This is a genomic window from Streptomyces finlayi, assembly GCF_014216315.1.
Taxonomy (GTDB): Bacteria; Actinomycetota; Actinomycetes; order Streptomycetales; family Streptomycetaceae; genus Streptomyces; species Streptomyces finlayi_A.
In genome coordinates, this window is sequence record NZ_CP045702.1 from 4,570,032 (window position 1) to 4,595,429 (window position 25,398).

Annotated in this window: 23 protein-coding genes and 1 pseudogene; 10 read left to right on the forward strand and 14 right to left on the reverse strand. The window is 70.1% G+C overall.

Annotated features, from left to right (window positions below):
- Positions 1-2: 2 nt before the first annotated feature.
- The 3 genes from F0344_RS21195 to F0344_RS21205 all read right to left on the reverse strand — a co-directional run bounded on the left by F0344_RS21195 (position 3) and on the right by F0344_RS21205 (position 3,345).
- On the reverse strand, positions 3-1,058 hold the full coding sequence (locus F0344_RS21195) for an MBL fold metallo-hydrolase (RefSeq protein ID WP_258050036.1): 1,056 nt from the start codon (positions 1,056-1,058) through the stop codon (positions 3-5).
- Between the two features lie 204 nt (positions 1,059-1,262).
- A complete protein-coding gene (gene argJ, locus F0344_RS21200; RefSeq protein ID WP_185300305.1) occupies positions 1,263-2,456 on the reverse strand; it encodes a bifunctional glutamate N-acetyltransferase/amino-acid acetyltransferase ArgJ in 1,194 nt (397 codons plus the stop codon).
- Between the two features lie 49 nt (positions 2,457-2,505).
- Positions 2,506-3,345, reverse strand: a complete 840-nt coding sequence (locus F0344_RS21205) for an AfsR/SARP family transcriptional regulator (RefSeq protein WP_185300306.1) — start codon at positions 3,343-3,345, stop codon at positions 2,506-2,508.
- A gap of 209 nt (positions 3,346-3,554) precedes the next feature.
- On the opposite strand from F0344_RS21205, the gene F0344_RS21210 reads away from it, so the two are divergent.
- The 4 genes from F0344_RS21210 (at position 3,555) to F0344_RS21225 (ending at position 7,847) form a co-directional block, all read left to right on the forward strand.
- Positions 3,555-3,992, forward strand: coding sequence for a helix-turn-helix domain-containing protein (locus F0344_RS21210; RefSeq protein ID WP_185300307.1), 438 nt, complete (start codon positions 3,555-3,557; stop codon positions 3,990-3,992).
- A 349-nt stretch (positions 3,993-4,341) separates the two neighbouring features.
- A complete protein-coding gene (locus F0344_RS21215) occupies positions 4,342-4,905 on the forward strand; it encodes an ImmA/IrrE family metallo-endopeptidase (protein ID WP_185300308.1) in 564 nt (187 codons plus the stop codon).
- Positions 4,902-6,074, forward strand: coding sequence for an MAB_1171c family putative transporter (locus F0344_RS21220; protein ID WP_185300309.1), 1,173 nt, complete (start codon positions 4,902-4,904; stop codon positions 6,072-6,074). Before F0344_RS21215 ends, F0344_RS21220 begins: the two co-directional genes overlap by 4 nt.
- A gap of 39 nt (positions 6,075-6,113) precedes the next feature.
- Positions 6,114-7,847 carry a class I adenylate-forming enzyme family protein gene (locus tag F0344_RS21225; protein WP_185300310.1) on the forward strand — a complete coding sequence of 578 codons (1,734 nt, stop codon included), beginning with the start codon at positions 6,114-6,116 and terminating at the stop codon, positions 7,845-7,847.
- Between the two features lie 8 nt (positions 7,848-7,855).
- Here F0344_RS21225 and F0344_RS21230 read toward each other — a convergent pair whose 3' ends face one another.
- Complete coding sequence (locus F0344_RS21230; protein ID WP_185300311.1) at positions 7,856-9,133, reverse strand: M6 family metalloprotease domain-containing protein; 1,278 nt, start codon at positions 9,131-9,133, stop codon at positions 7,856-7,858.
- 268 nt (positions 9,134-9,401) lie between these two features.
- Here F0344_RS21230 and F0344_RS21235 point away from each other — a divergent pair, with 268 nt between their 5' ends.
- Together F0344_RS21235 and F0344_RS21240 are read left to right on the forward strand one after the other, a co-directional pair.
- Complete coding sequence (locus F0344_RS21235; protein WP_185300312.1) at positions 9,402-10,085, forward strand: TetR/AcrR family transcriptional regulator; 684 nt, start codon at positions 9,402-9,404, stop codon at positions 10,083-10,085.
- Positions 10,086-10,225: 140 nt separating this feature from the next.
- The gene (locus F0344_RS21240; RefSeq protein WP_185300313.1) at positions 10,226-11,749 is read left to right on the forward strand and encodes an MFS transporter; all 1,524 of its coding nucleotides are present in this window, start codon (positions 10,226-10,228) and stop codon (positions 11,747-11,749) included.
- 100 nt (positions 11,750-11,849) lie between these two features.
- On the opposite strand, the gene F0344_RS21245 is transcribed toward F0344_RS21240, so the two are convergent.
- Positions 11,850-12,362 carry a MarR family winged helix-turn-helix transcriptional regulator gene (locus tag F0344_RS21245; RefSeq protein WP_185300314.1) on the reverse strand — a complete coding sequence of 171 codons (513 nt, stop codon included), beginning with the start codon at positions 12,360-12,362 and terminating at the stop codon, positions 11,850-11,852.
- A 158-nt stretch (positions 12,363-12,520) separates the two neighbouring features.
- Here F0344_RS21245 and F0344_RS21250 point away from each other — a divergent pair, with 158 nt between their 5' ends.
- Positions 12,521-13,303, forward strand: coding sequence for a dioxygenase family protein (locus F0344_RS21250; protein WP_185300315.1), 783 nt, complete (start codon positions 12,521-12,523; stop codon positions 13,301-13,303).
- 40 nt (positions 13,304-13,343) lie between these two features.
- On the opposite strand, the gene F0344_RS21255 is transcribed toward F0344_RS21250, so the two are convergent.
- On the reverse strand, positions 13,344-13,877 hold the full coding sequence (locus F0344_RS21255) for a GNAT family N-acetyltransferase (RefSeq protein ID WP_185300316.1): 534 nt from the start codon (positions 13,875-13,877) through the stop codon (positions 13,344-13,346).
- Positions 13,878-14,025: 148 nt separating this feature from the next.
- Between F0344_RS21255 and F0344_RS21260 the strand changes: the two genes are divergently transcribed.
- Complete coding sequence (locus tag F0344_RS21260; protein ID WP_185300317.1) at positions 14,026-15,024, forward strand: sigma-70 family RNA polymerase sigma factor; 999 nt, start codon at positions 14,026-14,028, stop codon at positions 15,022-15,024.
- Between the two features lie 132 nt (positions 15,025-15,156).
- On the opposite strand, the gene F0344_RS21265 is transcribed toward F0344_RS21260, so the two are convergent.
- Positions 15,157-16,128: a helix-turn-helix transcriptional regulator gene (locus tag F0344_RS21265; RefSeq protein ID WP_185300318.1), complete on the reverse strand. Its 972-nt coding sequence runs from the start codon at positions 16,126-16,128 to the stop codon at positions 15,157-15,159.
- 62 nt (positions 16,129-16,190) lie between these two features.
- Between F0344_RS21265 and F0344_RS21270 the strand changes: the two genes are divergently transcribed.
- Complete coding sequence (locus tag F0344_RS21270) at positions 16,191-17,756, forward strand: MFS transporter (protein WP_185300319.1); 1,566 nt, start codon at positions 16,191-16,193, stop codon at positions 17,754-17,756.
- Between the two features lie 113 nt (positions 17,757-17,869).
- On the opposite strand, the gene F0344_RS21275 is transcribed toward F0344_RS21270, so the two are convergent.
- Together F0344_RS21275 and tnpA are read right to left on the reverse strand one after the other, a co-directional pair.
- Positions 17,870-18,616: a DUF6227 family protein gene (locus F0344_RS21275; RefSeq protein WP_185300320.1), complete on the reverse strand. Its 747-nt coding sequence runs from the start codon at positions 18,614-18,616 to the stop codon at positions 17,870-17,872.
- Positions 18,617-18,895: 279 nt separating this feature from the next.
- Positions 18,896-19,307: pseudogene (gene tnpA, locus F0344_RS21280) on the reverse strand (IS200/IS605 family transposase).
- Between the two features lie 140 nt (positions 19,308-19,447).
- On the opposite strand from tnpA, the gene F0344_RS21285 reads away from it, so the two are divergent.
- On the forward strand, positions 19,448-19,678 hold the full coding sequence (locus F0344_RS21285; RefSeq protein ID WP_185300321.1) for a hypothetical protein: 231 nt from the start codon (positions 19,448-19,450) through the stop codon (positions 19,676-19,678).
- Between the two features lie 137 nt (positions 19,679-19,815).
- Here F0344_RS21285 and F0344_RS21290 read toward each other — a convergent pair whose 3' ends face one another.
- From F0344_RS21290 to F0344_RS21310, 5 genes are all read right to left on the reverse strand, one after another.
- On the reverse strand, positions 19,816-20,454 hold the full coding sequence (locus F0344_RS21290) for an RcpC/CpaB family pilus assembly protein (RefSeq protein ID WP_185300322.1): 639 nt from the start codon (positions 20,452-20,454) through the stop codon (positions 19,816-19,818).
- A gap of 207 nt (positions 20,455-20,661) precedes the next feature.
- Positions 20,662-21,546, reverse strand: a complete 885-nt coding sequence (locus F0344_RS21295) for an S-methyl-5'-thioadenosine phosphorylase (RefSeq protein WP_185300323.1) — start codon at positions 21,544-21,546, stop codon at positions 20,662-20,664.
- 100 nt (positions 21,547-21,646) lie between these two features.
- Positions 21,647-21,994 (reverse strand): FmdB family zinc ribbon protein, encoded by a 348-nt coding sequence (locus tag F0344_RS21300; protein ID WP_185300324.1) that lies wholly within the window; start codon positions 21,992-21,994, stop codon positions 21,647-21,649.
- Positions 21,995-22,060: 66 nt separating this feature from the next.
- On the reverse strand, positions 22,061-23,341 hold the full coding sequence (locus F0344_RS21305; RefSeq protein ID WP_185300325.1) for an MFS transporter: 1,281 nt from the start codon (positions 23,339-23,341) through the stop codon (positions 22,061-22,063).
- A gap of 323 nt (positions 23,342-23,664) precedes the next feature.
- The gene (locus tag F0344_RS21310) at positions 23,665-25,398 is read right to left on the reverse strand and encodes a potassium/proton antiporter (protein ID WP_445585677.1); all 1,734 of its coding nucleotides are present in this window, start codon (positions 25,396-25,398) and stop codon (positions 23,665-23,667) included.

Below are 25,398 nucleotides of genomic sequence, written 5' to 3' on the forward strand. Positions count from 1 at the left end.
GCTCAGCGCAACGCCCCCGTGATGTCCAGCGCCACCATCGGCTGAGGCGTGAGCACCCGGCTCCCCATGACCACCCGCCCCGACGCGGCCGAACCCAGCGCTTCGACCGCGGTCTTCGTCGGCGCCGCCCACAGACTGTGCGTGGCGCCGGCCCGGAGGTCGGAGACCATGTCGTCGTGGTGGCTGGGAATGATCAGCGGCGGATCGCCGAGCACCTCGAGCAGCCGGTCCAGATAGCGGTGGATGCCGGAGTGCGCGGTCATGCTGATCACGGCGACGTCCGGGCGCAGCCCTTCCAGCTCCCGTTCGATGTAGTTGGTGGCACCGGAGAGCAGCACGGAGGGTCCGCCGTCGAAGGAGACCAGGTACATCAGCGTGCTGCCCTCGGGCAGCTCGCCGAGGGTCGCGGGCCGCTTCGCCAGGGGCGCGGCGAGGGGGCCGGGGGCGAAGTAGCCGTGATCCGCGGCCTGGCTGTGCAGGCTGGGGATGACCTGCACGGTGTAGCCGTCGAACTGGAGGTACTCGCCGCCCCGTACGGGGATGATGTCGGCGACCCGCTCCGCCGGCGCGCCGAGCGCGGTGAGCAGATGCCGCGAGGTCAGGTCGCACAGGGTGCGGATGCGGCGCTTGCGCCACTGCGGGTACGCCAGCAGTTCGGGTACGTCGGCGATGTGGTCGAAGTGCCCGTGGCTGACGAGGATCAGCTCGGGAGGTCCCGCCAGCTGCTCGCCGGCCACCCGCGCCACCGCGGCCCGGTCCACGCGCAGGGGGAGCCGCGGATCGAGTGCGCCGTCATCGCCCTGGTAGGGCATACGGCTCAGATAGGGGTCGAAGAGCAGGCTCCGGCCGCCGAACGCCAGCTCCCAGCCGGCCACTCCGAGCCAGCGCATACTCAGCCGGGTGGACAGGAGGTCGCGATCCGGCCGCCTTGGTGCCGACGCCGGCCCCACCGGGGCCGCCCCGGCCGTCAGGAGACCGGCGCTGCCGACCGCCAGCATCCTCTGGAGCACCGATCGCCGCATCCGCAGCATGCGTACACCCTCCATGTCCCCGTGCAATCACCAAGTGTGATCAGGAGAGTACAGACGGTATGCGGCGAGTCGGCGGCTTTCGGCCACGGCGCGGCGCGGTGCCGGGCGCCACGGTGCCGGGCAGCACGAAGCCCTGCGGCCCCGGGCGGGCGGCAGGGCATCGTGGGGTCAGGGCATCGTGGGGTCAGGGCCTCGGCATCAGGGCCTCGTGCGGTCGGGCGGAGGGACCGGTCAGGTCGTGTACTCGGAGTTGAGGCGGACGTATCCGGGGGTGAGGTCGCAGCCGTACACGGTGAAATCACCCTGTCCGATGCCCAGTCCGATACTGATCAGCACCTCGTCGCCGCGCAGGTGGTCGGTGATCTGCTTACGCACCAGGGTGTCGTCCTCCGCGCTGCCCGCCGGGTAGACGTCGGTGCCGCCGAAGCCGATGGAGACCTTCTCGGGGACGATGTCGGTGTCGTCCTGGCACTTGCCGATGGCCATGGCCACCCGGCCCCAGTTGGGATCGCTGCCGTGTACGGCCGTCTTGACGAGCGGGGAGTTGACCACGGTCTTGCCCACCCGCTTGGCCTGGGCGGTGTCCCGTGCGCCGGTGACCCGGACCTCGATGAGCTTGCCCGCGCCCTCGCCGTCCTTGGCGATCATCCGGACCAGCGCCAGTGCCACTTCGTGCAGTGCCGCTTCGAAGGCCTCCTCCTCGACCGGCCCCGCGAGCCCGTTGGCGAACACGGCGGCGGTGTCACTGGTGGAGGTGTCGGTGTCGATGGACACCGCGTTGAAGGTGACGTCCATGACCCGGCGGAAGATCTGGTCCAGCGCCGGCTGCGGCAGTTCGGCGTCGGTGGCGAAGAACGTGAGGAGCGTGGCCATGTCCGGCTCCAGCATCCCCACCCCCTTCGCGATCCCGGTGACCGTCGCGGCGCCGCAGCGCGCCGTGACGATCTTGGAGTGGGTGTCCGTCGTCATGATGGCCTCGGCGGCCCGCTCCAGCCCCCTGCTCTCCGCGTCCTGCGGGGGCCAGCTCAGCGAGTCGAGGTGGAGGCGGATGTCGTCCATCGGGTACTGCTTGCCGATCACGCCGGTCGAGGCGATCAGCAGCTCGTCCTCCCGCAGCCCGGCGATCTCGGCCGTCCTGCGCCGGACCTCCCGCGCGTTGCGGTCCCCTTCGGGGCCGGTGGCCACATTGGCGTTACGGGCCACGACGACCACGCCGCGTGCCGCGTCGAGCCTGGTCTCGTCCCGGCACAGGACCACGCTGGGTCCGGCGAACCGCGACCGGGTGAACACCGCCGCGGAGACGGCGGGCACGGTGGAGACCAGGACGGTGAAGTCGTCGCGGCCGTCGTGGGCGAGTCCGGCCGGAGCCGTGTGGACCAGAAAGCCCTGGGGTGCGGTCACTTCTGATGTCCCCTTTCTCTTCATGAGGTGTCGAGTCTCTTCATGAGGTGTCGAGCCCGTTCCGTCCCATCTTCTATGCGGACAGGGCCGGGCGCAGGGGAAGGGCGGGGGCTTTCGCCGTCCTGGGGAAGGCGGAGGTGCTGGCCGGGAAGAACTCGTCCTGGTGCAGGACGGACTGGAGCGCGTTCTTGAGCCTGACACCCGGACTGATGCCGATCTGCTCGCGCAGCATCTCCTTGGCCCGGTGGAAGACCTGGATGGCGTCGGCGGGGCGGCCCGCTCCGTAATACGCCTTCATCAGCCAGACGTAGAGGTCCTCGCGTAGCGGGTCGTGGTCCAGGAGCTCGGTCAGCTGGCCGATCGCCTCTTCGTACCGCTGCATCTCGATGTCGATCTGGGTGCGCAGTTCGGCGGCGGCGGCGCGCTCCCGGTCGAGGCCCTCGGCCTGGAGGCGGAGCCGTCCGGAAGCCACGTCGGCGAGGGCCGAGCCCTTCCACATCGAGAGGGCGGCATCGAGCTTCACGACGGCGGCGTCGTACTCGCCGCGTGCGCACAGGGCGCGTACGTCCCGGAGTGTGTCGCGGAAGCGGAACAGGTCGATGCGCTCGACGGGAACGTGCAGTTGGTAGCCGAGGTGGTTGGAGGTGAGGACGTCCTTCGGGAGTCCCGCTTCCCGCAGCGCGGCCCGTATCTTCCATGCCGAGGTCTGGAGCTGCCCCGACACGGTGCGCGGCGGCTCGCTGTCCCAGGAATCCTGGATGATCGCTTCCTTGGTGACGAACTGCCCGGGCCTGAGGGCCAGAGAGGTCAGGAATCTGAGCTGCCGTTGACCCTGGACCAGGATGGGTACGCTCGCGTTCAGCAAGGTCACAGGACCGAGGAGCTGGACCGTCAATCGCTGTACCGCGCTCATGAAGCTTCCCCTTCGCGATGATCATTCGATCGAGTTCGACTGAGATTCGACTGACGTGGGTTTGAATATGCCACTGTCCAACGTGAGTTGACGATCAAGCGGCGATGCTACTCGCGTGGATTCTGGCCGTCAACGCGCGTGGATGTGACCCAGCTTGGACGCCAACATCAGTCGAGAGTACGGTGATCCGCACGAAAGGCGGTGCAACGATGAGCAGCACGGACGAACCGGAGAGCGCTCTGGCCGACAAGCTGAACCACCTGTTCACGAACGTGGTTCCCGCCGGTCGGCCCCCGTACAGCTCCGAGGAGGTGGCGCGCGCCATCTCCGCCGACGGGACGTCCATCTCCGGCAGTTACATCTGGCTGCTGCGCAAGGGGCAGCGTGACAATCCCACGCTGCGGCATCTCGAAGGACTGGCCAAGTTCTTCGACGTGCCGCCGGCCTACTTCTTCGATGACCAGGTCGCCGCGGCCGTCGACACGGACCTCGAACTGCTCACCGCTCTGCGCGACGTAAGGGTGCAGAAACTCGCCCTCAGGACGGCCGGGCTCTCGCCCCGGAGCATCAACTCCATCTCCGAAGTCGTAGAGCGGGTGCGCGAGTTGGAGGGGCTGTCGAAAGGACAGTCTGTGAACGAGGAGTGACTTCCGGGCTCGGCGGAGCCGGGGTGCGATGAGCCGGACTCCGCCGAGCAGCGGAAAGAGGAAGCCAGGCCATGCACAAAGCGTCCCCATGCGGAAGGCCTCCCTCCTCTGGCCGGAAGTTGCCCTAGACCCTCCATGGGCACGCGTGTTTGGATCTTTACGGAACGTAAGTGGGACCTGCCACCGAAGCGTTCCGCGTCGGCACTGATCGACCCCAGGGGGCTGGAGGGCACGTGGAACTTCGGCATGCGTGTAGACGGCGATCCCGGCGATCCCGGAATCCGTTACCAGCTCACGGCGCCATCGCCGCAGCACGCGATTGCGGCACGGACGGGTCGAGGTGATCTCCGTGCGATGGCCTGTTCCGTTCGGACGCCGAGGGAGGAACACCCGTGACGAACGCTGCGAACGGAGGGTGCGGGCCCTGGGCCTCCCCGTCGACGCGACACTGACGATCGAAGAGCTCTGCCGACACGTCGGCCGCCTGCGCGGCCGCCCGGTTCAACTGCTCTCCCTCACACTGCCGCTGGGCAGCCCGCACGGGCTGTGGGTCTCCACGGAGAGCCGCGAGTACGTCGTCTTCGAGAAGCGGCTCGCTCCCGTGCACCAGCGCCAGGTCATCCTGCACGAGATCGGTCACATCGTCTGCGACCACGCCGCCTCGCCCTCGCTGACCGCGCAGGACGCCGGGATGCTGCTTCCGTCGCTCAGTCCCGACCTGGTACGACGCGTGCTGGGCCGGGAGCACGGGCAGTCCGAGGTGGAGATCGAGGCGGAGCTCGTCGGCTCGCTCATCGGCGGCCGCATCGGCGCCTGGACCGCCGACCCGGAGTGGCCGGTGGCCCCGGAGGCCCGGAGGCTCGCCGCGCGGCTGGCGGAACTGGAGCCCCCGGCCGTGCCGGGCAGGGGATGAGCGCCGGCCCGAACCTGGTCTGTGCCGCGCTCGCCCTCTCGGCCTTCGTGGAGAAGGCACGGGTGATGCGAGTCGGCTACTCGGCGGTCCGGCTCGCCCTGGCCGAGAGCTACTTCCTGCTTCTGGTGATCGGTCTCCTCTCGGTGCCCGTGGTGTGGGCGGAGACGAACCGGGTCGTCGGCACCGAGAACTTCTCCGGACTGGTCACCCAGACCTGCGTGATCCTCGTGACGGTCTGCCAGCAGCTCGTCCTGCTCCGGCTGTCCCACGAAAGGCTCACGGCCTACCGTAAGGCGATTTTCCCGCTGATCGGTCTCGGTGTGACGCTGACGGCCATGACCACGCTGTTCTTCGCCGTTCCGATGAAGTCGGCCGAGCCCTCCGGCTTCGGTACGCAGGCGGCGGCACAGAACCCGTGGTACCTGGCTTTCTTCCTCGTCGCCTTCGCGGTGGGACAGACGAACATCGGCATCACGTGCCGACGTCATGCGCATATTCCCCCGTCTGTCTGGCTGCGCCGGGGCCTCGGTCTCATCGCGATGACCCTGCCGCTCAGCCTGGTGTTCGTCGCGTGCGGTGTCATCGGCATATTCGCCGAACGCATGGGCGTCCCGGCCGCCCGGTGGGAGCCGATGGCCCAAGTCTCGCTGATCATGGTCGGGATCATGCAGGCCGTGGGCTGGGTGCTGCCCGACATCGGCAAGCGCGTCGCCGCCGTACGGCAGTGGGCAGGACACCGGCGCGCCTTGCGTGTCCTGAAGCCGCTGCACCACGCGGTGACGGCCGGGGCGCCCGAGCTGGTCATCCCCATGAAGTGCAGCGCGGGCCTGAACGCCCGGCTGTACCGGGTGATGATCGAGATCCGGGACGCCCAATGGGCTCTGCGGGCCTGGATGGACCCGGCGCTCGCCGATACGCTCCGGCGGCTCGGCGCGGACGCGGGACTCTCCGGTGAGGAGCTGGCCGCCGCTGTCGAAGCGGCTCAGATCCGGGCGGCGATCGAGGCGAAGGACGTAGGCGACCTGCCGCCGGAACCGGTGGAGACCCCGCTGTCGGCGGAACCCGGCGATCTCGCGGCCGAGCTGGTGTTCCAGTGCCGACTGGCCCGCTTCTTCGCCTCCCCGCAGGCGGGGGTGGGGCGTCTTGACGGCATGCGGGTGCGGACATAGCGTCGCCGGGCTACTGAGCATGTGCTGAGGAAGGTCGCTGTGCCGCACGCCGCATCACCCGCATCCGCATCACCCGCATCCGCCGGCGACCCGGACGCCACCGCCCGTATCGCGGCGGAGCTGACCGCGCCCGGAGCACCCTTCGCCGTCGTCCGCGGCGAACAGGGAACGCTCGTGTACGAGGGCGGGCCGCGCACGCTCCGGGAGTTCGTGGAGACCACCTGGGCCCTCGGCGACCGGCCGTTCCTGATCGGCGGGGAGCGCTCCTACTCGTACGCGGAGTTCTTCGCCGCTGCCTCGTCCCTGGCCCGGCGCCTGACCGGTACCTACGGTCTGCGGCCCGGCGACCGGGCCGTCGTCGCGATGCGCAACCACCCCGAGTGGCAGATCGCGTTCTGGGCGACGCAGCTGGCCGGCCTCGTCTCCGTACCCCTCAACGCCTGGTGGACCGAGGACGAGTTCACGTACGCCCTCGACGACTGCGCGCCGCGTGTCCTGCTCGTCGACGGGGAGCGGCTGCCCAGGGTGGCCGCCTGGCGCGCGCGCACCGGGGTCCGGGCGGTCGTCTTCCACGCCGATGACGACGGGAGTCCCGCGGGCGAGGGCATCGAGCGGTACGAGGACCTCCCCGCCCCGGACCCGCTGGCCGCACCGCCCGAGGTGGAGGTCCGGCCGGAGGACGACGCCACGATCATCTACACCTCCGGCACCACCGGGCGGCCCAAGGGCGCCGTGGCCACGCAGCTCGCCCAGATCGGCGCGGCCGTCAACCCGCGCTTCCACGCGGCGGTCTCCGCGCTGGGCCGGGGCCTCTTCCCGGGCCAGGGCCCCGCACCCGTCCAGCTGATGACGTTCCCGTTCTTCCACGTCGCGGCCTTCACCAGCTTCTACGCGACCATGGCCGCGGGCGGCACCGTCGTCCTGATGCGTGCGTGGGACGCCGACGAGGCGCTGCGGCTGATCGGCCGCCATGGGGTGACCCACTACGCGGGCGTGCCCGCCACCGCCCTCCAGCTGCTCGACGCCGCCGAGCGGGCGGGCGACGGCCTGGAGAGCCTGCGGATGCTGAACACCGGGGGAGCCGCCGCCCCGCCCGACCTGGTCGCCCGGCTCACGGCACGCCACGGGGAACGGATCGAGCCCCGCAACGGCTACGGGCTGACCGAGACCAGCGGTGGGGTGACGGCGAACTTCGGCGCCGACTACCGGAGGCACCCCGGCAGTGTCGGACGCCCGACCCCCGTCACCGAGGTGCGGATCGCCGGCCCGGCGGGTGAGGAGCTGCCGGACGGCGAGGTCGGCGAGCTGTGGCTGCGCGGGCAGTCGCTGATCCGCGGCTACTGGCGGAACGAGGCGGCCACCGCCGCGGCCTTCACCGACGGCTGGTTCCGCACGGGCGATCTCGCGGTGCTGCGCGAGGGACGTGTCAGTGTCGTCGACCGGATCAAGGACATGGTGATCCGCGGCGGCGAGAACGTGTACTGCGTCGAGGTCGAGGCGGCACTGCACGGCCATCCCGCGGTCGAGGACGCCGCCGTGCTCGGCGTTCCGCACCCCGTACTGGGCGAGGAGGTCGCGGCCGTCGTCCGGCTGCGCCCCGGCGCCGGGGTGACGGTGGAGGAGCTGCGGGCGCATGTCGGCCGGAGCCTCGCAGCGTTCAAGGTCCCCGCCCACGTCCTGGTGAGCGAGGAGCCGCTGCCCCGGAACGCCACCGGGAAGATTCTCAAGCGTGAGCTGCGCGGCCCGGTCGGGGACCACGTCGCGAGGGACTGACCGGGCTGTCAGGGCCGGGTGACGCGCACCCGGTAGTTGTCGTCCGTGCCCTTGCCGAGCACGGATATGCGTATGCCGTTGGCGCGGTCGGTGAACGTCTCACCGGGCCGGAACGGGGCGTCGGAGAGCTCGGCGTGCACGTTGGGCTGCCGGGTGCAGCCGCCGCTGTCCTGGGTGCTGTCGGCGACCGACACCGGCCCCTGCCCGGTGTCCACGTCGGAGCTGACCTTGTAGATCAGTACGCCGGGCCGGCAGACCGCCGCGTCGTTGCCGTCCGGCGTCCGTACCTCGACCGCGTAGCCCGTCTCGGCGCTCAGGGGTATGAAGGCCAGTTTGGTGCCGCCCTCGGTGGCCAGCGGGCCGAGGGTGTGTTCGCTCGTGCCGGTCCGGTCCGCGCAGTCGATCTGCTCGTTGTCGAGCCAGCCGAGCTTCCACTTGTGCCAGCCGAGGAAGTCGTTGTTGGCCCCCCAGTCCTCGGACATGATGTCCCAGTGCCCGACGGAGCCGCCGCCCTCCATGGTGTAGAGGTCGGGCAGGCCGAAGACATGGCCGTTCTCGTGCGGCAGGACGCGGTAGCCGGTCTCGACGTACGAGCCCGAGCCGTCGTCCTGGCGGCTGTAGACGAACGAGGTGTTGGCGAGCGGGACGCCGTCCGCGTACGGGGCGTCCTCGTTGGCGGAGAAGGTCACCGACAGCACGGTGTCCAGCGCGGAGGGGCCGGCGTTCGGTGTGACCAGCACGTTGACCAGGTCGTACGCGGAGAAGTCGACCTTGGGGTCGGCCGTCGCGACGAGGTCCTTCACGAGGTCGCGGTAACCCGGCTCGTAGGGGGAGCCGCGCTCGATCCCGTACTCGGCGAACGGCAGCGGCATCCGCAGCCAGCCCTTCACCGGTGCCTCCGGCAGATAGGTGAGCCGCCCGTAGGAGCTGGTGCGAAACCATTGCGAGGTCTGCGGGAAGAACTCCGCGAGGCGTTCCTCCGCGGTCCCCGAGCCCGGGGCGTCGGAGAAGTCGATCATGAGGTTGAGGGCCTTGATCCGACCCGTGGAGCGCGCGTAGCCGGGCGCGGTCGGCATGCCCTCCGACATCTGTACGCCCATGGCCGCGGTTATCCGGCAGGCGCCGAGCGGGGAGTCCTCGGCGGCGGCGGACGGGCCCGCGGAGGCGCGGCTGGGGGCGGGGAGGTTGCTGCTGGCCGTGGCCATGACCGCGATGACCAGGGCCGTCGCCCCGGCGAGTGCGATCGGGTGGCGGTGTCTGCGTATCCGGTGGCGGGGCTGCTGCATAGAGGCGCCTTCGGGTTCCGCGGCAGTCGGCCGGCTCTGACTGCGCTCTGGCGATCAGCCTGTGCCGGGCGCCTCGGGGCCGCGCGCTGACTGCGCCGATCGGTGGATTTCCCCGTCGTAACTGTGACCCAAGTCACACCCGAAGCCGAAATACCGGGGACTCCCTCCCCGTTTGACTCTATGTCCCCCCGCTAAACGGGGAAGAGTTCCCCGCTTGCGCCGAGTGCATCGAGGCGGAACCACACATCGAAGGGGAAGGGCAGACGTCGTGAAGACCGGCACCGATACCGAGAACTGCGTCGTCCGGCGCCGTGCGTCCCGTCCGCGGGCCGACGCGCTGCGCAACCGGGAACGGATCGTGACGGCCGCACTGGAGATGTTCGTCGAGTTCGGACCCGACGTGCCTCTCGACGAGGTCGCGCGCCGGGCGGGCGTCGGTAACGCCACGCTCTACCGGAACTTCCCCGACCGGGCGGCCCTCACGCACGAGGTCGTCCTCTCGGTCACCTCCCGCACCACAAACCGGGCCGAAGAGGCCGTCGCGGCGGAGTCCGACCCGTTCGCCGCGCTCAGCCGCTTCGTGCACGCCGCCGCCGACGAGCGGATCGGTGCCCTGTGCCCGATGCTCTCCGGCAGCTTCGACCAGAACCATCCCGAACTGCTCGCCGAGCGCGACCGCCTGGAACAGGCCGTCGAAGGACTCGTGGAGCGCGCCATGACCGCGGGGCGCCTGCGTACCGACATCGCCGTCGGTGACGTACTGGTCGCCCTCTCCCAGCTCACCCGGCCGCTGCCCGGCATCGCCTGCCTGGACATCGACCGGTTCACCCACCGTCATCTGCAGCTGTTCCTGGACGGGCTGGAAACCCCGGCCCGGTCCGTGCTGCCCGGTTCGGCGGCGACCCTGGAGGATCTGCGGCGCGGGCCCGACGCCCGGCCGACGACGACGTGAACCACCCGGTGTAACCCACCGCCGCACCGAGACTTCCGAACCGGGTCCGACGGCACAGGCCCCGGCCCCCGGCACCGCACGCCCGTTCTTCGCCGACATCACGACTCCCGCGCCCCGATGCGCCCTTAGGTGGCTCTCCCATGTCTAAGACAGCCGACACACGGCTCCCCGATCCCAGTCGCTGGAAAGCGCTGGCCTTCATCGCCCTCGCCCAGCTGATGGTCGTGCTCGACGCGACGATCGTGAACATCGCGCTGCCTTCGGCCCAGACCGACCTGGGCATCTCCGAAGGCAACAAGCAGTGGGTCATCACCGCCTATGCCCTCGCCTTCGGCGGGCTGCTCCTCTTCGGCGGACGCCTCGCCGACCTCTGGGGCCGTAAGCGCGTCTTCGTGATCGGCCTCCTCGGCTTCGCCGCGGCCTCCGCCCTCGGTGGCGCCGCGCAGAGCGAGGCGATGATGTTCGCCTCCCGCGCGCTGCAGGGTGCCTTCGGCGCACTGCTCGCCCCGGCGGCACTCTCGCTCCTCGCCGTGATGTTCACGGATGCCAAGGAGCGCGCCAAGGCGTTCGGCATCTACGGTGCGATCGCCGGTGGCGGTGGCGCGGTCGGCCTGATCCTGGGCGGCTTCCTCACCGAGTATCTGAACTGGCGCTGGACGTTCTTCGTCAACATCCCCTTCGCCATCGTCGCCGCCGCGGGTGCCTACTTCGTCATCCGTGAGCCGGCCGGCGGCCGCAACCGCTCGCCCCTCGACATCCCCGGCGTCATCCTGTCCACGCTGGGACTCGTCGCGCTCGTGTACGGCTTCACCCGCGCCGAGTCCTCGAGCTGGACGGACGGCCTGACCGTCACCATGTTCGTGGCCGCCGTCGTGCTGCTGCTCGCCTTCATCGTCACCGAGTCACTGGTGAAGTCGCCGCTGCTGCCGCTGCGCGTCCTCGCCGAGCGCAACCGCGGTGGTGTCTACCTCTCGCTGGGTCTCGCCGTCATCGCGATGTTCGGGCTCTTCCTGTTCCTCACGTACTACCTCCAGATCGTCAGGGGCTACTCGCCGGTCAAGACCGGCTTCGCCTTCCTGCCGATGATCGTGGGCATGATCACCGGGTCCACCCAGATCGGTGCCCGCCTCATGACCCGGGTGCCGCCCCGCCTGCTGATGGGCCCCGGCTTCCTGGTCGCCGCGCTCGGCATGCTGCTGCTCACCCAGCTGGAGACCGACTCCAGCTACGCGGGCGTCATCCTCTTCGGTCAGCTGCTGCTCGGCCTGGGTATGGGTACGGCGTTCATGCCGGCGATGTCCCTGGCCACGCACGGCATCGAGCCGCGTGACGCGGGTGTCGCCTCGGCGATGGTCAACACCTCGCAGCAGGTCGGCGGCGCCATCGGCACCGCGCTGCTGAACACCATCGCGGCCGGCGCCACCACGGCGTACATCGCGGACCACGCCGCGGGAGCCACGGACCCGAAGCTGCTGCAGTACCAGGCCATGGTCGCCGGCTTCACCAGCGCGATCTGGTGGGCGGTCGGCATCCTCCTCGCCTCCTCGGCGATCGCGGTGTGGCTGATCAACACGGGACGCCCGGGCACCGGAGCGGACGGCTCGGTCACCGAGTCCGCGGACGGCGTCCAGGACGACATCAAGATCCCGGTCATCGCACACTGACGCGGGCGGTGCGCCCGACGTGATCTGCGACCTGCGCCCCGGCTCCGTCATCGGAGCCGGGGCGCACGCGTAGGCCGGTCGTGCCGGTGCTCCGGCCGGTTCAGCGGAGCCAGGGAAGGTCCGCCCCGGTGTCCTCGGGTTCGAGTCCGGCGGCCATCACCCGCATGATCTCGCCGAGCCCGCGCACCTGGTCCGGCGTGAGCCGGTCGAACATCGCCTGGCGCACGGCGGTGACATGGCCCGGTGCGGAACGGCGGAGCATCGCGAAACCCTCCTCGGTGAGCACCGCGTTCTGGCCGCGCTTGTCCGAGGGGCAGTCCTCGCGCCGCACCCAGCCGTTCTTCTCCAGCCGGGCGATGGCGTGTGAGAGCCGGGACCGGGTGATCTTGGCGTCCTTGGCCAGCCCGGTCATCCGCATCTGCCGGCGGGGCGCCTGGGAGAGCTGGACGAGCAGACCGTAATAGATGTGAGGCATGCCGGCATCGCGCTGCAGCTGGCGGTCGAGGTGATCCTCCAGGAGCGTGGTGGCGTCGCGGTAGGCACGCCAGACGCTCTGCTCCTCGTCCGTGAGCCAGCGCGGTTCGCCGGTGGTTGCCGTGGTCATGGAGTCCACTCTACGACCCTTTCTTGAAAGTTGAACTAGATAGGGCTAAGGTCTCTTGGTATTGGAACTTGAAGTTTCAATGGAGTGGTGAAGTGTTCAACGGAGTGTCGGGACGAGTTCGGACGGATTGCCGGCAGCGAGCCGAACCGCAGAGGAACGGGAGTGTCATGACTGTCACCGTGGAGCGCATGCCCGCCCTCTACCTCTCCCACGGGGCGCCCCCGCTCGCCGACGACCCGGTCTGGCCCGGCGAACTGGCCGCCTGGTCCGCCACTCTGCCCCGCCCCACCGCCGTCCTCATGGTCTCCGCCCACTGGGAGGAGGCCCCGCTCGCCCTCGGCGCCATCGAGACCGTGCCGCTCGTGTACGACTTCTGGGGCTTCCCCGAGCACTACTACCAGGTGCGGTACGCGGCCCCGGGTGCGCCCCGGCTCGCGGAGAGCGTCCGCAGGCTGCTGCGGGGCGCCGGTACGCCGGTCCAGGACATCCCGGACCGGGGACTCGACCACGGGGCCTACGTGCCGCTCGTGGAGATGTTCCCGGGTGCCGACATCCCCGTGCTCCAGATCTCCATGCCGACCCTCGAGCCGCAGAAGCTGATGGACATCGGGCGCAGGCTCGCGCCGCTGCGGGACGAGGGTGTGCTGATCGTCGGCAGCGGCTTCTTCACCCACAACCTGGCCGCGCTCCGGCACCCGGGCGGCGGTACCCCCGGCTGGTCGGCCGAGTTCGACGACTGGGGGGACCGGGCGCTGCGGGCGCAGGACATCGATGCCCTGCTGGACTTCGAGAACAAGTCCCCGGCGGGCCGGCTGGCCCACCCGCGTACGGAACACTTCGCACCGCTCTTCGTGGCGCTGGGCGCCGCGGAGCACGAACTCCATCAGGGGCGGAGCGTCATCGACGGCTTCTGGATGGGTCTGGCCAAGCGCTCGGTGCAGTTCGGCTGAGCGCTTCCGGGGGCCCGGGGGTCCAGGGGTCCGGCGGGGCTCAGGACTCCCAACCCAATGACTTCTCGTACCAGGCCACGTCCCAGTAGCGGCCGAACTTCCGGCCCACCTCCGAGTACGTCCCGATGTGGCGGAAGCCGAAGGCGTCGTGCAGCCGGGCGGACGGCTCGTTGGGCTGGGCGATGCCCGCGTAGGCGCGGTGGACGTGCTCGTCGGTCAGTGCTTCGAACAGGGCCTTGTACAGCAGGGTGCCCAGTCCGCGCCCTCTCGTGTCCGGTGCGCAGTAGACGCTCACCTCGACGGATGTGCCGTACGCCGCCTTGGGGCGGAAGGGGCTGCTGGTCGCGTATCCGAGGACACGTGGCATGTTCCCGCTTTCCCGGGCAACCAGGAGACGGTGGGGGCCGTCCTCAGGGTGGGAGCGCAGCCAAGGGAGGCGCTGTTCGGGGGTGAAGGGGACTGTGTCAAAGGTGAGGGCGGTCTCACGGACGTAATGGTTGTAGATGTCGGTGAGGGCCACCACGTCCCCCTCCGATCCCGCGCTGACCTGCACTTCTGTGGGTATCTGCACCATGTGTCCTCCCGCTGGGGCCGACAGGGTACTGCATGAACTCGAAAGTGAATGCGCCCCAGGGGAATTCTGTCCGGATTCCAGTCGTTGTTTCCATCGGATGCAGGGCACCCGTAGAGGGTGTCGCGACCTACTCAGCAAGGGAGCACGCATGGCAACCCGTGCCGTCGCCCGTCGTTCGTCCACCACCGGTGGGACAAGCCGGGCGAGCAGTGTTCGCGCCGTGGGCGGGGAAATCGCCGATCGCGACCTGGTCGGCATGTACCTGGAGGAAATCGCCCGTACGCCGCTGCTCGACGCCGCCAAGGAAGTCGAGCTGTCGCAGATCCTCGAGGCGGGTGTCTACGCCCAGCAGATCCTCGACGGTGCGGTGGAGGGCGAAGCCGGCGGGGCGAAGCGCGAGGAGCTGGAGGCGCTCGTCACCGAAGGCGAGCGCGCGAAGGACGTGTTCATCCGGTCCAACCTCCGGCTGGTCGTCGCCGTGGCCAGACGCTACCCGCGAGCGGGTCTGCCCCTGCTCGACCTGATCCAGGAAGGCAACGCCGGCCTGGTGCGCGCGGTCGAGAAGTTCGACTACGCCAAGGGGTTCAAGTTCTCCACGTATGCGACGTGGTGGATCCGCCAGGCCATCACCCGTTCCATAGCCGACCAGTCCCGCACGATCCGGCTTCCCGTCCACCTGGTGGAGGAGCTGGGCCGGATCCGCCGGGTGCAGCGCGAGTTCAACCGCGAGCACGGGCGCGACCCGGAGCACGCGGAGATCGCCGCCGAGCTGGACTCGACCACGGAGCGTGTGGGGAACGTCCTGGACTGGGCCCGTGACCCGGTCAGTCTGAACATGCCTGTCGACGACGAGGGCGACACCCAGTTCGGTGACCTCCTGGAGGACACCTCCGCCGTCTCGCCCGAGACATCCGTGATGACGCTGCTGCGCAGCGAGGAGCTGGAAGACCTCATCGGCAAGCTCGACAACAGGACCGCCTCGATCATCCGTATGAGGTACGGCATCGAGGACGGCCGCGAGCGGACCCTCACCGAAGTCGGCAAGCAGCACGGCCTCACACGGGAGCGGATCCGCCAGATCGAGAAGCACGCACTGCTCGAATTGAAGCGAATGGCTCACGACACGGGCTTTGACGCTGCGGCGTGAGCCAATAACCCGTAACCTCACCATCAAGACCGGTTCACACCGGCACCTGAGCTGAGTCCCGGCGCCCACCCCCCCCCCCGGCGCCGGGGCTCATTCATGTCCGGGGGTCTTTCCTCACCGCTCCCGACCGCTTCAGGAAGCTGTGGACGCCCGCGTCAGCCGGGCTCCCAGGCCGCTCAGGTACTCCACCAGCTGAGGCGGCCCGTGTGCCGTGAACTCGCAGTCGACGAGTGCCAGCCTCAGCGCCACCCACTCCAGCGAGTCCGTCGACACCGCCCGCAGCCGGCAGCTGTCCTCACCGGTCGGCTCCGGTACGCCGAGCCATCGAGGCAGCCGCGCCGCCACGAAGTCGGCCGGGGCCCGGAAGACGACGTCGACCGGCAGCTCCGCCTGCATCCGGGACATGGACCGGGCGAAGAACCGGGCGGCGTCCCCGTCCTCCCCGGGCAGCTCGCGCGGAGTGAAGCGGGCCCCGGTCGTCGTCGGCTCACTGACCCGGTCCACCCGGAACGTACGCCAGTCCTCGCGCTCCAGGTCGTACGCGACGAGGTACCAGCGGTGCCCCGTGCTCACCAGCCGCTCCGGTTCGACCAGCCGCTTGGTCTCGGCACCATCCTTCGCCCGGTACGCGAACCGCAGCCGCTCCCGCCCGGTGACCGCCGACGCCATCACCGTCAGTGTGCGCGGGTCGATCGTGGCGCCGTCGCCCCGGGTGAGCGGCAGGGTGGCGTTCTGCAGCGACGAGACCCGCTGGCGCAGCCGGGAGGGCAGTACCTGCTCCAGCTTCGCCAACGCCCGGACGGATGCCTCGTCCACGCCCTCGATGGCGTGCCCGGCCCCGGCCCGCAGCCCGACCGCGATGGCCACCGCCTCCTCGTCGTCGAGCAGGAGGGGCGGCATGGCGGTGCCCGCGACGAGGCGGTAGCCGCCGACCGAGCCGCGCGTCGCCTCGACCGGATAGCCGAGGTCGCGGAGCCGGTCGATGTCGCGGCGGATCGTGCGCGGGCTGACCTCCAGGCGGTCGGCCAGTTCGGTGCCCGGCCACTCACGCGGCGTCTGGAGGAGCGACAGCAGATTCAGCAGGCGTGCCGGGGTATCTGTCATGCCGTCCAGGATGCCCGTTCATCAGGTCACGAACTGTCCTAATGCCCCTCTAGTTTCTTCCCATGACTTCTTCCCAACCGCTGCCGTCCGCGACGGCCGCCCGCACGGCGACCGAGGGCCCTGCGGCCCCGGCCGACCGGCGCCGCTGGTACGCGCTCGCCATCGTGATGACCGCGGCCTTCATGGACCTGGTCGACGTCACGATCGTCAACATCGCCATCCCGAGCATCAAGCAGGACACCGGCGCCTCGTTCAGCGCGATCCAGTGGATCACCGCGGGATACGCCCTCGCCTTCGCGGCCGGGCTGATCACGGGTGGCCGGCTGGGCGACATCTACGGCCGCAAGCGGCTCTTCCTCATCGGCATCGGCGGCTTCACCGTCTCCTCGGCCCTCTGCGGCTTCGCGGCCGACCCGGAGATGCTGGTCGCCTCCCGCATCCTCCAGGGCGCCATGGCGGCGCTGATGGTCCCGCAGGTGCTCTCCATCGTGCACGCCACCTTCCCCGCGCACGAACGCGGCAAGGTCTTCGGCCTCTTCGGCGCGGTCGTCGGGCTCGGCGCGGTCTCCGGACCGCTGCTCGGCGCGCTGCTCACCGGCTGGAACCTCTTCGGTCTCGAATGGCGTCCGATCTTCCTGATCAACCTGCCGGTCGGTATCGCCGGCCTGATCCTGGGCAGCAAGTTCATCAGTGAGTCGAAGGCGCCCAAGGCGCTCCGTCTCGACCTGGTCGGTGTGGGCCTCGTGACGCTCGGCCTGCTGATGCTGATCTTCCCACTGACCCGGGGGCACGAGCTGGGCTGGCCGCTGTGGGGTCATCTGTCGATGGCGGGCAGCCTTCTGGTGCTCCTGGTGCTGGTCGCGTACGAGCGGCACAAGACGGCCAAGGACGGCTCGCCGCTCATCGAGCTGTCCCTGTTCCGGGTCAGGAGCTTCGCCGCGGGCGTCGCCGTACAGCTGACCTTCGGTATCGTCCTCGGCATCTTCTTCCTCGTCTGGACGCTCTACATGCAGATGGGGCTGGGCTGGAGCGAGCTGCGGGCGGGCACGACGGGCGTCCCCTTCTCGATCGCCGTCTCGGCCGCCGCCGGGCTCTCCGTGCAGAAGCTGGTGCCCCGCTTCGGCCGCAAGGTCCTCCAGGTGGGCGCGCTGCTGATGATCGCCGGACTGCTGCTCTACATCTGGGAGTCCGAGCGCTACGGCATGGACATCACCCCGTGGCAGATGGCACTGCCGCTGGTCGTCATGGGAGTGGGGATGGGGCTGATCGTGGCCCCGCTGACGGACGCGGTGCTCTCCGAGGTGCCCAAGGAGCACTCGGGGTCTGCGTCCGGGCTGTTCAACACGATGCAGCAGATGGGTACGGCGCTGGGGCTCGGTCTCGTCTCGGTGGTCTTCTTCGGAGTGGTCGACGACGGGGCGGCGCGGGGCGTCATGGGACCGGCGTTCGTCGAGGCGTTCCAGCAGTCGCTGTGGTGGGTGGCCGGTGTGCTCGCTGTGATCTTCCTGCTGATGTTCGCTCTGCCGGCCAGGCCGAAGGCCCATGCCGAGGACCCGGCCGAGGACCCGGCCGACGCCGCTCCGGGGCCGGAGGGCGACGCCGTCACGGAGCCCGTGCTGACGCACTGAGCGAGTCCGGTCCGCGGACCGCACGGGTCCGCGGACCGCACGGGTCCGCGGACCGCACGGGTCCGCGGGCCTCACCGGTCCGCGGGCCGCACGGGGGCATCACCGCACGCGCGTCAGCAGATGCGCGTGCGGCTCTCCATGGCCTGGCGTGCGGCGTGCTCGTCCCCGTAGACCTCGCACATGTGACGGCCGTCGGGGGTGGCGGTGTGCTCGACCTCCCAGAGGCAGAGCTCGCTGCCGTCCAGGAGCAGGAACGCGTGCTCGTAGAGCGTGAAACCGGCGTCCCGGCCGTCGACGGGGCACTGCCGGCCGAAGATCTGGGTGATGTGGTGGGCGAAGGCGGCCCGCAGCAGACGCGCGGTCTCCTCGCCCGGCCGGTCGCTGTTCTCCGCGCGGCGCAGGACCCGGCGGGCGTGGTCCGCGGAGTTGTCCGGGGCGTACGTCCGGGGCAGCGGGACCGGGGGAGCGGACATCAGGACCGTGAGGATCTCCAGGTCGCCGTGCGGACTCTCGTCGCCGAAGGCCGGGGCGTCGGAGAAACTGCCGGCCAGCCGCACCGCCGCGACGTGCGCGTCGGACTCGTCGTCGTACAGCTCGTGGCGGCGAGGGGCCGTGAGGTCCCGGCCGCTGCTGTGGACGAGCTCCCAGAGGGAGAGCGCGGAGCCGTCGGGAAGCAGATAGGTGTGCCGGTAGGTCTCGCGGTGCAGGACCGAGCTGTGGTGGGAGGAATGCAGGGAGCTGCTGTGCGCCAGCGCGCCTCCGAGCTGTTCGACCGTGCTGTCGGGCAGGTCGAAGGAGTTGAGGGCGCGTCGCAGGAGTCGCTCGAGGTGCTGCTCGGTTGTCTCGTACGGATCGCTCAAGGTGCTGTCTCCAGGCCGTCGCCGCGTGTTACTTGGTGCGTGCTTAACGTAGTCCCTGGGTCTGACATCGTGACCGGGGATCGGGAAAACGTAGGGCACACGCGAAAAGTTCCCGGTACTTTTCGGATGCTTCGGGTGAACTTCCCTGTGTCGAGGGGGAGTCGGACCTGCTTGCTCGTCGCGCCGGTCGCGCGGCGCGCTCACTCCGCAACCACCCGAAACAGGATCAATCGCCTTTTACGGTCATACGGTAGCCGGGTGACCGAGCCATCAGAAACCTCAGCGGGATCCAGCGAGGAGCTCCGGGGCTTCAGCCCCGGGAAGTATCGCTTCTCTGGACTGCTCTGGCGTGCGGGTACACGTCGGACGTTCCTGCTGCTCGATGTACTCCTTGATGACGGACAACGGTGCTCCGCCGCAGAAAGCCGTGGCGGAGCCTGCGGGCGGAGACGCCCTTGAGGGAGCCCACCAGCTTGGAGAGGGACACCTTGGGCGGGTAGTACACGAGAAGGTGGACGTGGTCGCGTTCGCCGTTGAACTCGACCAGCTCGGTTTCGAAGTCCGCACAGACGGATCGCATGACTTCCTCGCAGCGTGGAAGGATCTCGTCGGTGAACGGCCCACGCCGGTACTTGGGGGTAAAGACCAAATGGGCGTGGAGGATGCAGACGACCGTACGACCCCTGCGGATACTGGGGTTTGGTTCCCATCGCGGTGAGCACCGGTACCGCCTGGTGGGGCACCGGCTTCCTCTGTCTCTCGTTCCTCGTGGTCCTCGGACTGTGGCTGCTCGATCCGAAGGACCGTTGACCACCGCCGTATCCTGGAGACATGAGCACCGCCCCCGCCCACGGACCGCGAGATTCGAAGCCGCAGCAGCAGCAGCCGCACGAGCAGCAGCCGCAGGAGTCCGAACCCACCTCGGCTCTCGTCTTCGACGATCCGTTGGACAGGCAGTCCTCGGACGATACGGACCGAGGGTGGGGTGAGCGGACTCCGAGCGGTGGCAGCGCCGCGGATCTGGCGCGCTTCCTCGACGAGAAGCCGCCTCACCACGTCTGAGCCCCGCCGCCTCGCCCGTCCCGGCTCCGCCGCGGCGGGACGCGCCGTCTCCCGTGCTACTCGTCGGTCCCCCTGTCACTCGCCGCGCCGTCCCCGGCCGTATCGCCGCGCTGCTGCACCAGGAGCGCGTCCCGGATCTAGTGCGCATCTGCCACCGCCACGGCCAGTTGCCCCGAGACCCCGGCGCCGACCAGCGCCGTCGCGGTGTCCCGGTCCACGGTCAGCACGACCAGGGCTCCGCCGCCCGCGTCCGGCCCGTCCGCGACCGTGTTGTCCGGCGGGCGCGGCACGGACGCCACCCGTACCCCCTTCGCCACCACGCGTGCGTCGGATTCCGCGTCGTCGGCGGCGATCACATCGACGCGGTCGCCGGGCCGCAGCAGCCGGACCGTCGCCGCATCGGCGATCCGGACCGGCGCCGACACCAGGCGCCCGTGCCGCCGCACCGCCGCTCCCGGCACGGCCGCCGCTTCCCCCGCGACGCCCGGACCGGCGGCACTCGCCCCCGGGGCGGCGAGTCCCGGGGTGGCGAGTTCGGGGGTGGCGAGTCCCGAAGCGGCCAGCGCGGCAGCGGTCAGAGCCAGCCCCGCCGCCATGGTGCGACGCTGCCTCCGCAGCGCCCGCCGCAGCCGGTGTGCGCCACCCCCACGCAGCCGCAGAGGAGGGAACGGAGGCACCCCGCACGGGGCCGGTGCCACCACCGGCAGCCACGGATGCCGCGCATCGGCCGCGGACGGGAGCGAAGGAGTTCGTACGTGGGGTGCGGACGGGGACATGGCTGACACCACCTGCCGTGACGGGAGAAAGAACGAGGGGAGTGCGGCGGGCCGACCCGCCGAACTCCCCTCACCCTCCACCGTCCGAGGACATCCTGCTGAGCCCTGTGGACAGCGCACAGCTTGTGGAAATCTCCGACACCCACACGTGCCGCACCAGCCCCACAGCTCGCCCTGGCACGCTCGTCCCGGCACGGCACGGCCCCGCTAAGGCAGTTCGACTCCCGTATCGATGCCGTCCAGCGCGTGCGCGCAGGCGCAGTCGCGGTCCGCGGTCTTCGGCAGCCCGGTCACCGCGTCGAACAGCACCGACCGCAGCCGGTCCACGTTGGCGGCGAACACCTTCAGCACATCCTCGTGGGAGACGCCCTCGCCGGCCTCGGCGCCCGCGTCGAGGTCCGTCACCAGCGTCAACGTCGTGTAGCAGAGGGCGAGTTCGCGGGCGAGTACGGCCTCCGGATGTCCGGTCATCCCGACCACCGACCAGCCCATCGCCGCGTGGAAGCGCGACTCGGCCCTGGTTGAGAAGCGCGGTCCCTCGACCACGACCAGCGTCCCGCCGTCCACGGCGTCCCAGTCGCGCCCACGCGCTGCGGCAAGGGCGGCCTTCCGGCCGTGGGGGCAGTACGGATCGGCGAAGCCGAGGTGGGCCACCTTCGGCTCCACGCCGTCGGCCCGCGTCACTCCGTCGTAGTACGTCTGTGTGCGGGCCTTGGTCCGCTCCACCAGCTGGTCCGGCACGAGCAGCGTCCCCGGCCCGTACTCCGGCCGCAGTCCGCCCACCGCGCACGGCGCGAGCACCTGACGTACACCGACCGAGCGCAGCGCCCACAGATTGGCCCGGTAGTTGATGCGGTGCGGCGGCACGTGGTGACCACGCCCGTGGCGGGGCAGGAACGCGACACGGCGTCCGGCGACCTCGCCCAGGAAGAGCGAGTCGCTGGGCTGCCCGTACGGGGTGTCCACACGGACCTCGGTGACGTCCTTCAGGAAGGAGTACAGACCCGAGCCGCCGATCACTCCGATGTCCGCGCCACCCGCCGGAACGCCGGCCACGTTCCCTGCCTCTGCACCAGCTTCTGCGTTAACCATGCGGTCACACTAGGCCCTCCGTACGGCACGGGGACGCACACGAAGACCCCGCCGGTCCGAAGATCGACGGGGTCCCGTTGAAGCTTGTCCGTACGACGGCTCAGGCAGCCGACGTACCACTCGACGAAGCCGACGCGGACGAAGCCGCGGCGGACGAGGAGGACGACGAAGACGCCGTCGACTTCGAGTCCGACCCGGTCGTCGACGACGACGAGGAAGCGGAATCTGACGCCTTCGCGGGCGACGAAGCCGGCGTGCTGCTCGACGAGGAGCCGCGGCTGTCGTTCCGGTAGAAACCGGAACCCTTGAAGACAATGCCGACCGCCGAGAACACCTTCTTCAGGCGTCCCTCGCAGTTCGGGCACACGGTCAGGGCATCATCGGTGAACTTCTGCACCGCCTCGAGGCCCTCGCCGCATTCGGTGCACTGGTACTGATAGGTCGGCACTTGCTCCTCCTGGCACTCTCACTCAATGAGTGCTAACGACGCTCCATACTGACGTATTCCGCTCGATCAGTCCACCGTGACCGGCTCGCGGTGACCGACACCACGTGCGACCAGCCGTCCGGAGGCCCGCGGGGCGAGTCGCGAGCGCAGTGCCAGCAGGGTCGCCAGCGCCAGCGCGGTCCCCACCAGCGGGACCACGAAACCGGTGCTCGCGCCTTGGCGGTCGGCGAGCTGTCCGGCCACGGTCACCGCTCCCGCCTGGCCGAGCGCGACCGCGCCCGTCAGCCAGGTGAACGCCTCGGTCCGCGCGGATGCCGGAACCAGTGCGTCGACCAGGGTGTACCCGCTGATCAGTGCGGGCGCGATGAAGAGACCGACCAGGAAGCCGAGCCCGGCGAGCAGCGGCACCGAGTGCACGGCCCACAGCCCGGACGCGGCCAGCGTCAGGGCCATGTACCCGATGATCAGGCGACGCCGGGGACTGCTCTTCCAGACGATGGCGCCGCACGCGACCCCGGCCAGCATGTTGCCCGCGGCGAAGACCCCGTACAGCAGTCCGTTCACACCCGGACGGCCGATCTCCTCGGAGAACGCCGTCAGGGAGACCTGCATCCCGCCGAAGACCGCGCCGATGCCGAGGAACGTGATGGCGAGCACCCGGACGCCCGGAACGGACAGGGCGGACCTGTGCGGGGCCTCGGCGGTGGCAGCGCCTCGCGGCACGGGCTGCGTGGAGCGCTGGGCCGCGAAGAGCAGGCCGCCGACGAGTGTCAGTGCGGCCTCCGTGAGCAGACCGGCCGCCGGGTGTACGCCGGTGCACAGGGCGGTCGCGAGAACCGGGCCGACGACGAACGTGAACTCGTCCGTCACCGACTCGAAGGCGGCGGCCGTCGACATCAGCGGCGAGGCGGGACGCCCGGGGGCGGCACCCAGCAGGGCGGCCCAGCGGGCCCGGACCATCGGTCCGACCTGCGGGATGGAGGCGCCGGTGGGCACGGCGGCGAGGAACAGCACCCACAGGGGTGCGTCGGCCAGCGCGAGCGCTGGCAGCGCCCCCACGGACGCCGCGTGCACCAGCACACCGGGCAGCAGGACCGCCCGCTGGCCGAAGCGGTCGGCGAGTTTGCCGCCCTGCGGGGCGAACAGCGCCATGGAGACGCCGGAGACGGCCGCCACGGCGCCTGCGCTGCCGTACGAACCGGTGGTGTGCTGCACGAGAAGGACGATGCCGATGGTCAGCATCGCGAAGGGCTGCCGTGCGGCGAAGCCCGGAAGGAGGAAGGTCCACACACCGGGGGTGCGCAGCAACTGCCCGTAACCGGGGCGGTCGGAGACCGTGGACGCCACGGTCCTTGCCTTTCTGCCGCCTGGTGGCTTGGCTCCTGCGGCACGTCCACCACGCAAGATGCGCGACTCGTGCGGGAGCTGCCGAGAGCTGTCCTCTTCGCGCGGAACTGCGGTAGATGCCGGGCGGCTCGCTACAGAGGCGGAGGGACGCCACGACCGCCATACGGTCGCGCCAGCTCTGCGTCAGGCAGAGGTGGTCGATCAGATTGGGTCGATGATATTTCCTTCATGCTACAGGCAGCGGCACCTGTACTCCTGCGATTGCGTACAGGTGCCTCTGCTGAGCCTGGGATCGCCGGGACCGGGATCACTGAGGACCGGGATCAGCGATGCGTCTTCGTGGAGTCGGACCGCTTGTCACCGGATTCGGATACCGAACCGATGCCCCTGACGAGCTTCTTCGCCAGGTGCGCCAGGTGCGGCGTACTGTCGACCCGCGTCGACCCACCGGGACTTCCAAAGCGCCCGGAACGACCCGAACCGCCGGAGCCTTCCGGGCCACCCGGCCGCCTGGTACGCCCCGGTCCGCCACGCGCTCCGGTGCGCGAACCGGCCCGGGAGCCGGGCTTCCCCGAGCCGCCCCCGGTGCCCAGCCAGCCCGCCAGCTTGCCGCCCTCGCCGACCGCCCGCAGCCGGGCCTCGGCCGCGTCGCGCACCGGGTCGGTCGCCACCACCAGCAGTTCGTCGCGGCGCCGCAGCACGGTGGACGGTGCCGGTACGAAGCTCTTGCCGTCCCGGACCACGAGCGTGACCGCAGCCCCGGCGGGCAGTCGCAGCTCGCCGACCTCCACCCCGTGCATCTTCGACTCGGCGGGGATCGCGACGGACAGCAGATGCCCGCGCAGCCGCTCCAGGGGCGCCGATTCGATGCCCAGGTCCGCCGCTTCCGACGGATCGTCGGAGATCTTGAGTGCTTTCGCGAGCCAGGGCAGGGTCGGCCCCTGGAGCAGGGTGTAGACCACGACAAGAACGAAGACGATGTTGAAGACCCTGGTGCTGCCGGAGATCCCGGAGACCATCGGAATGGTCGCGAGCACGATGGGTACGGCGCCGCGCAGTCCGGCCCAGGACATCAGCGTCTTCTCGCGATGCGGCAGTCTGAACGGTGCCAGGCTGACGAAGACCGAGAGCGGTCGCGCCACCACGGTCAGGACCAGCCCCACCATCATCGCGGGCCAGAAGTCGGCGACCAGGTCGTGTGGTGTGACCAGCAGGCCGAGCAGCACGAACATGCCGATCTGGGCCAGCCAGCCGAGCCCGTCCGCGAAACCGCGGGTGGCCGGCCAGTGCGGCAGCTTGGAGTTGCCGAGGACCATCGCCGCGAGATAGACGGCTAGGAATCCGCTGCCGTGCGCCAGCGCGCCCGCCGCGTAGGCAGAGACCGCGATGGCCATCACGGCGATCGGGTACAGACCGGACGCGGGCAGCGCCACATGGCGCAGTCCGAGGGAGCCGAGCCAGCCGACCGCAAGACCGATGGCCGCACCGATCGTCAGCTCAAGGGCTATCTCACCGACGAGTACGTACCAGTGCTCCACGGGGCCGATGGCGGAGAACGCCACCACGAGGATGACGACCGGGGCGTCGTTGAAGCCGGACTCGGCCTCCAGGACGCCCGTGATCCGGGACGGCAGCGGCACCTTGCGCAGCACGGAGAAGACGGCGGCGGCGTCGGTGGACGAGACGACCGCGCCGATGATCAGCGCCTGCCGCCACTCCAGGCCGACGAGATAGTGCGCTCCGGCCGCGGTGACACCCACGCTGATGCCCACGCCCACGGTCGAGAGCACCGCGGCGGCCGGCAGGGCGGGACGGACTTCCTTCCACTTCGTGCCCAGACCGCCCTCGGCGAGGATGACGACCAGTGCGGCGTAGCCGATCACCTGCGTCAGTTCGGCGTTGTCGAACCGGACGTCGAAGATGCCGTCCTGGCCTATGGCGACACCGATGCCGAGGTACAGGAGCAGGCTGGGGAGCCCGCTGCGGGACGAGATGCGCACCGCCACCACGGCGACGAGCAGGACGAGTGAACAGACGAGCAGGAGTTCGTTGAGCAT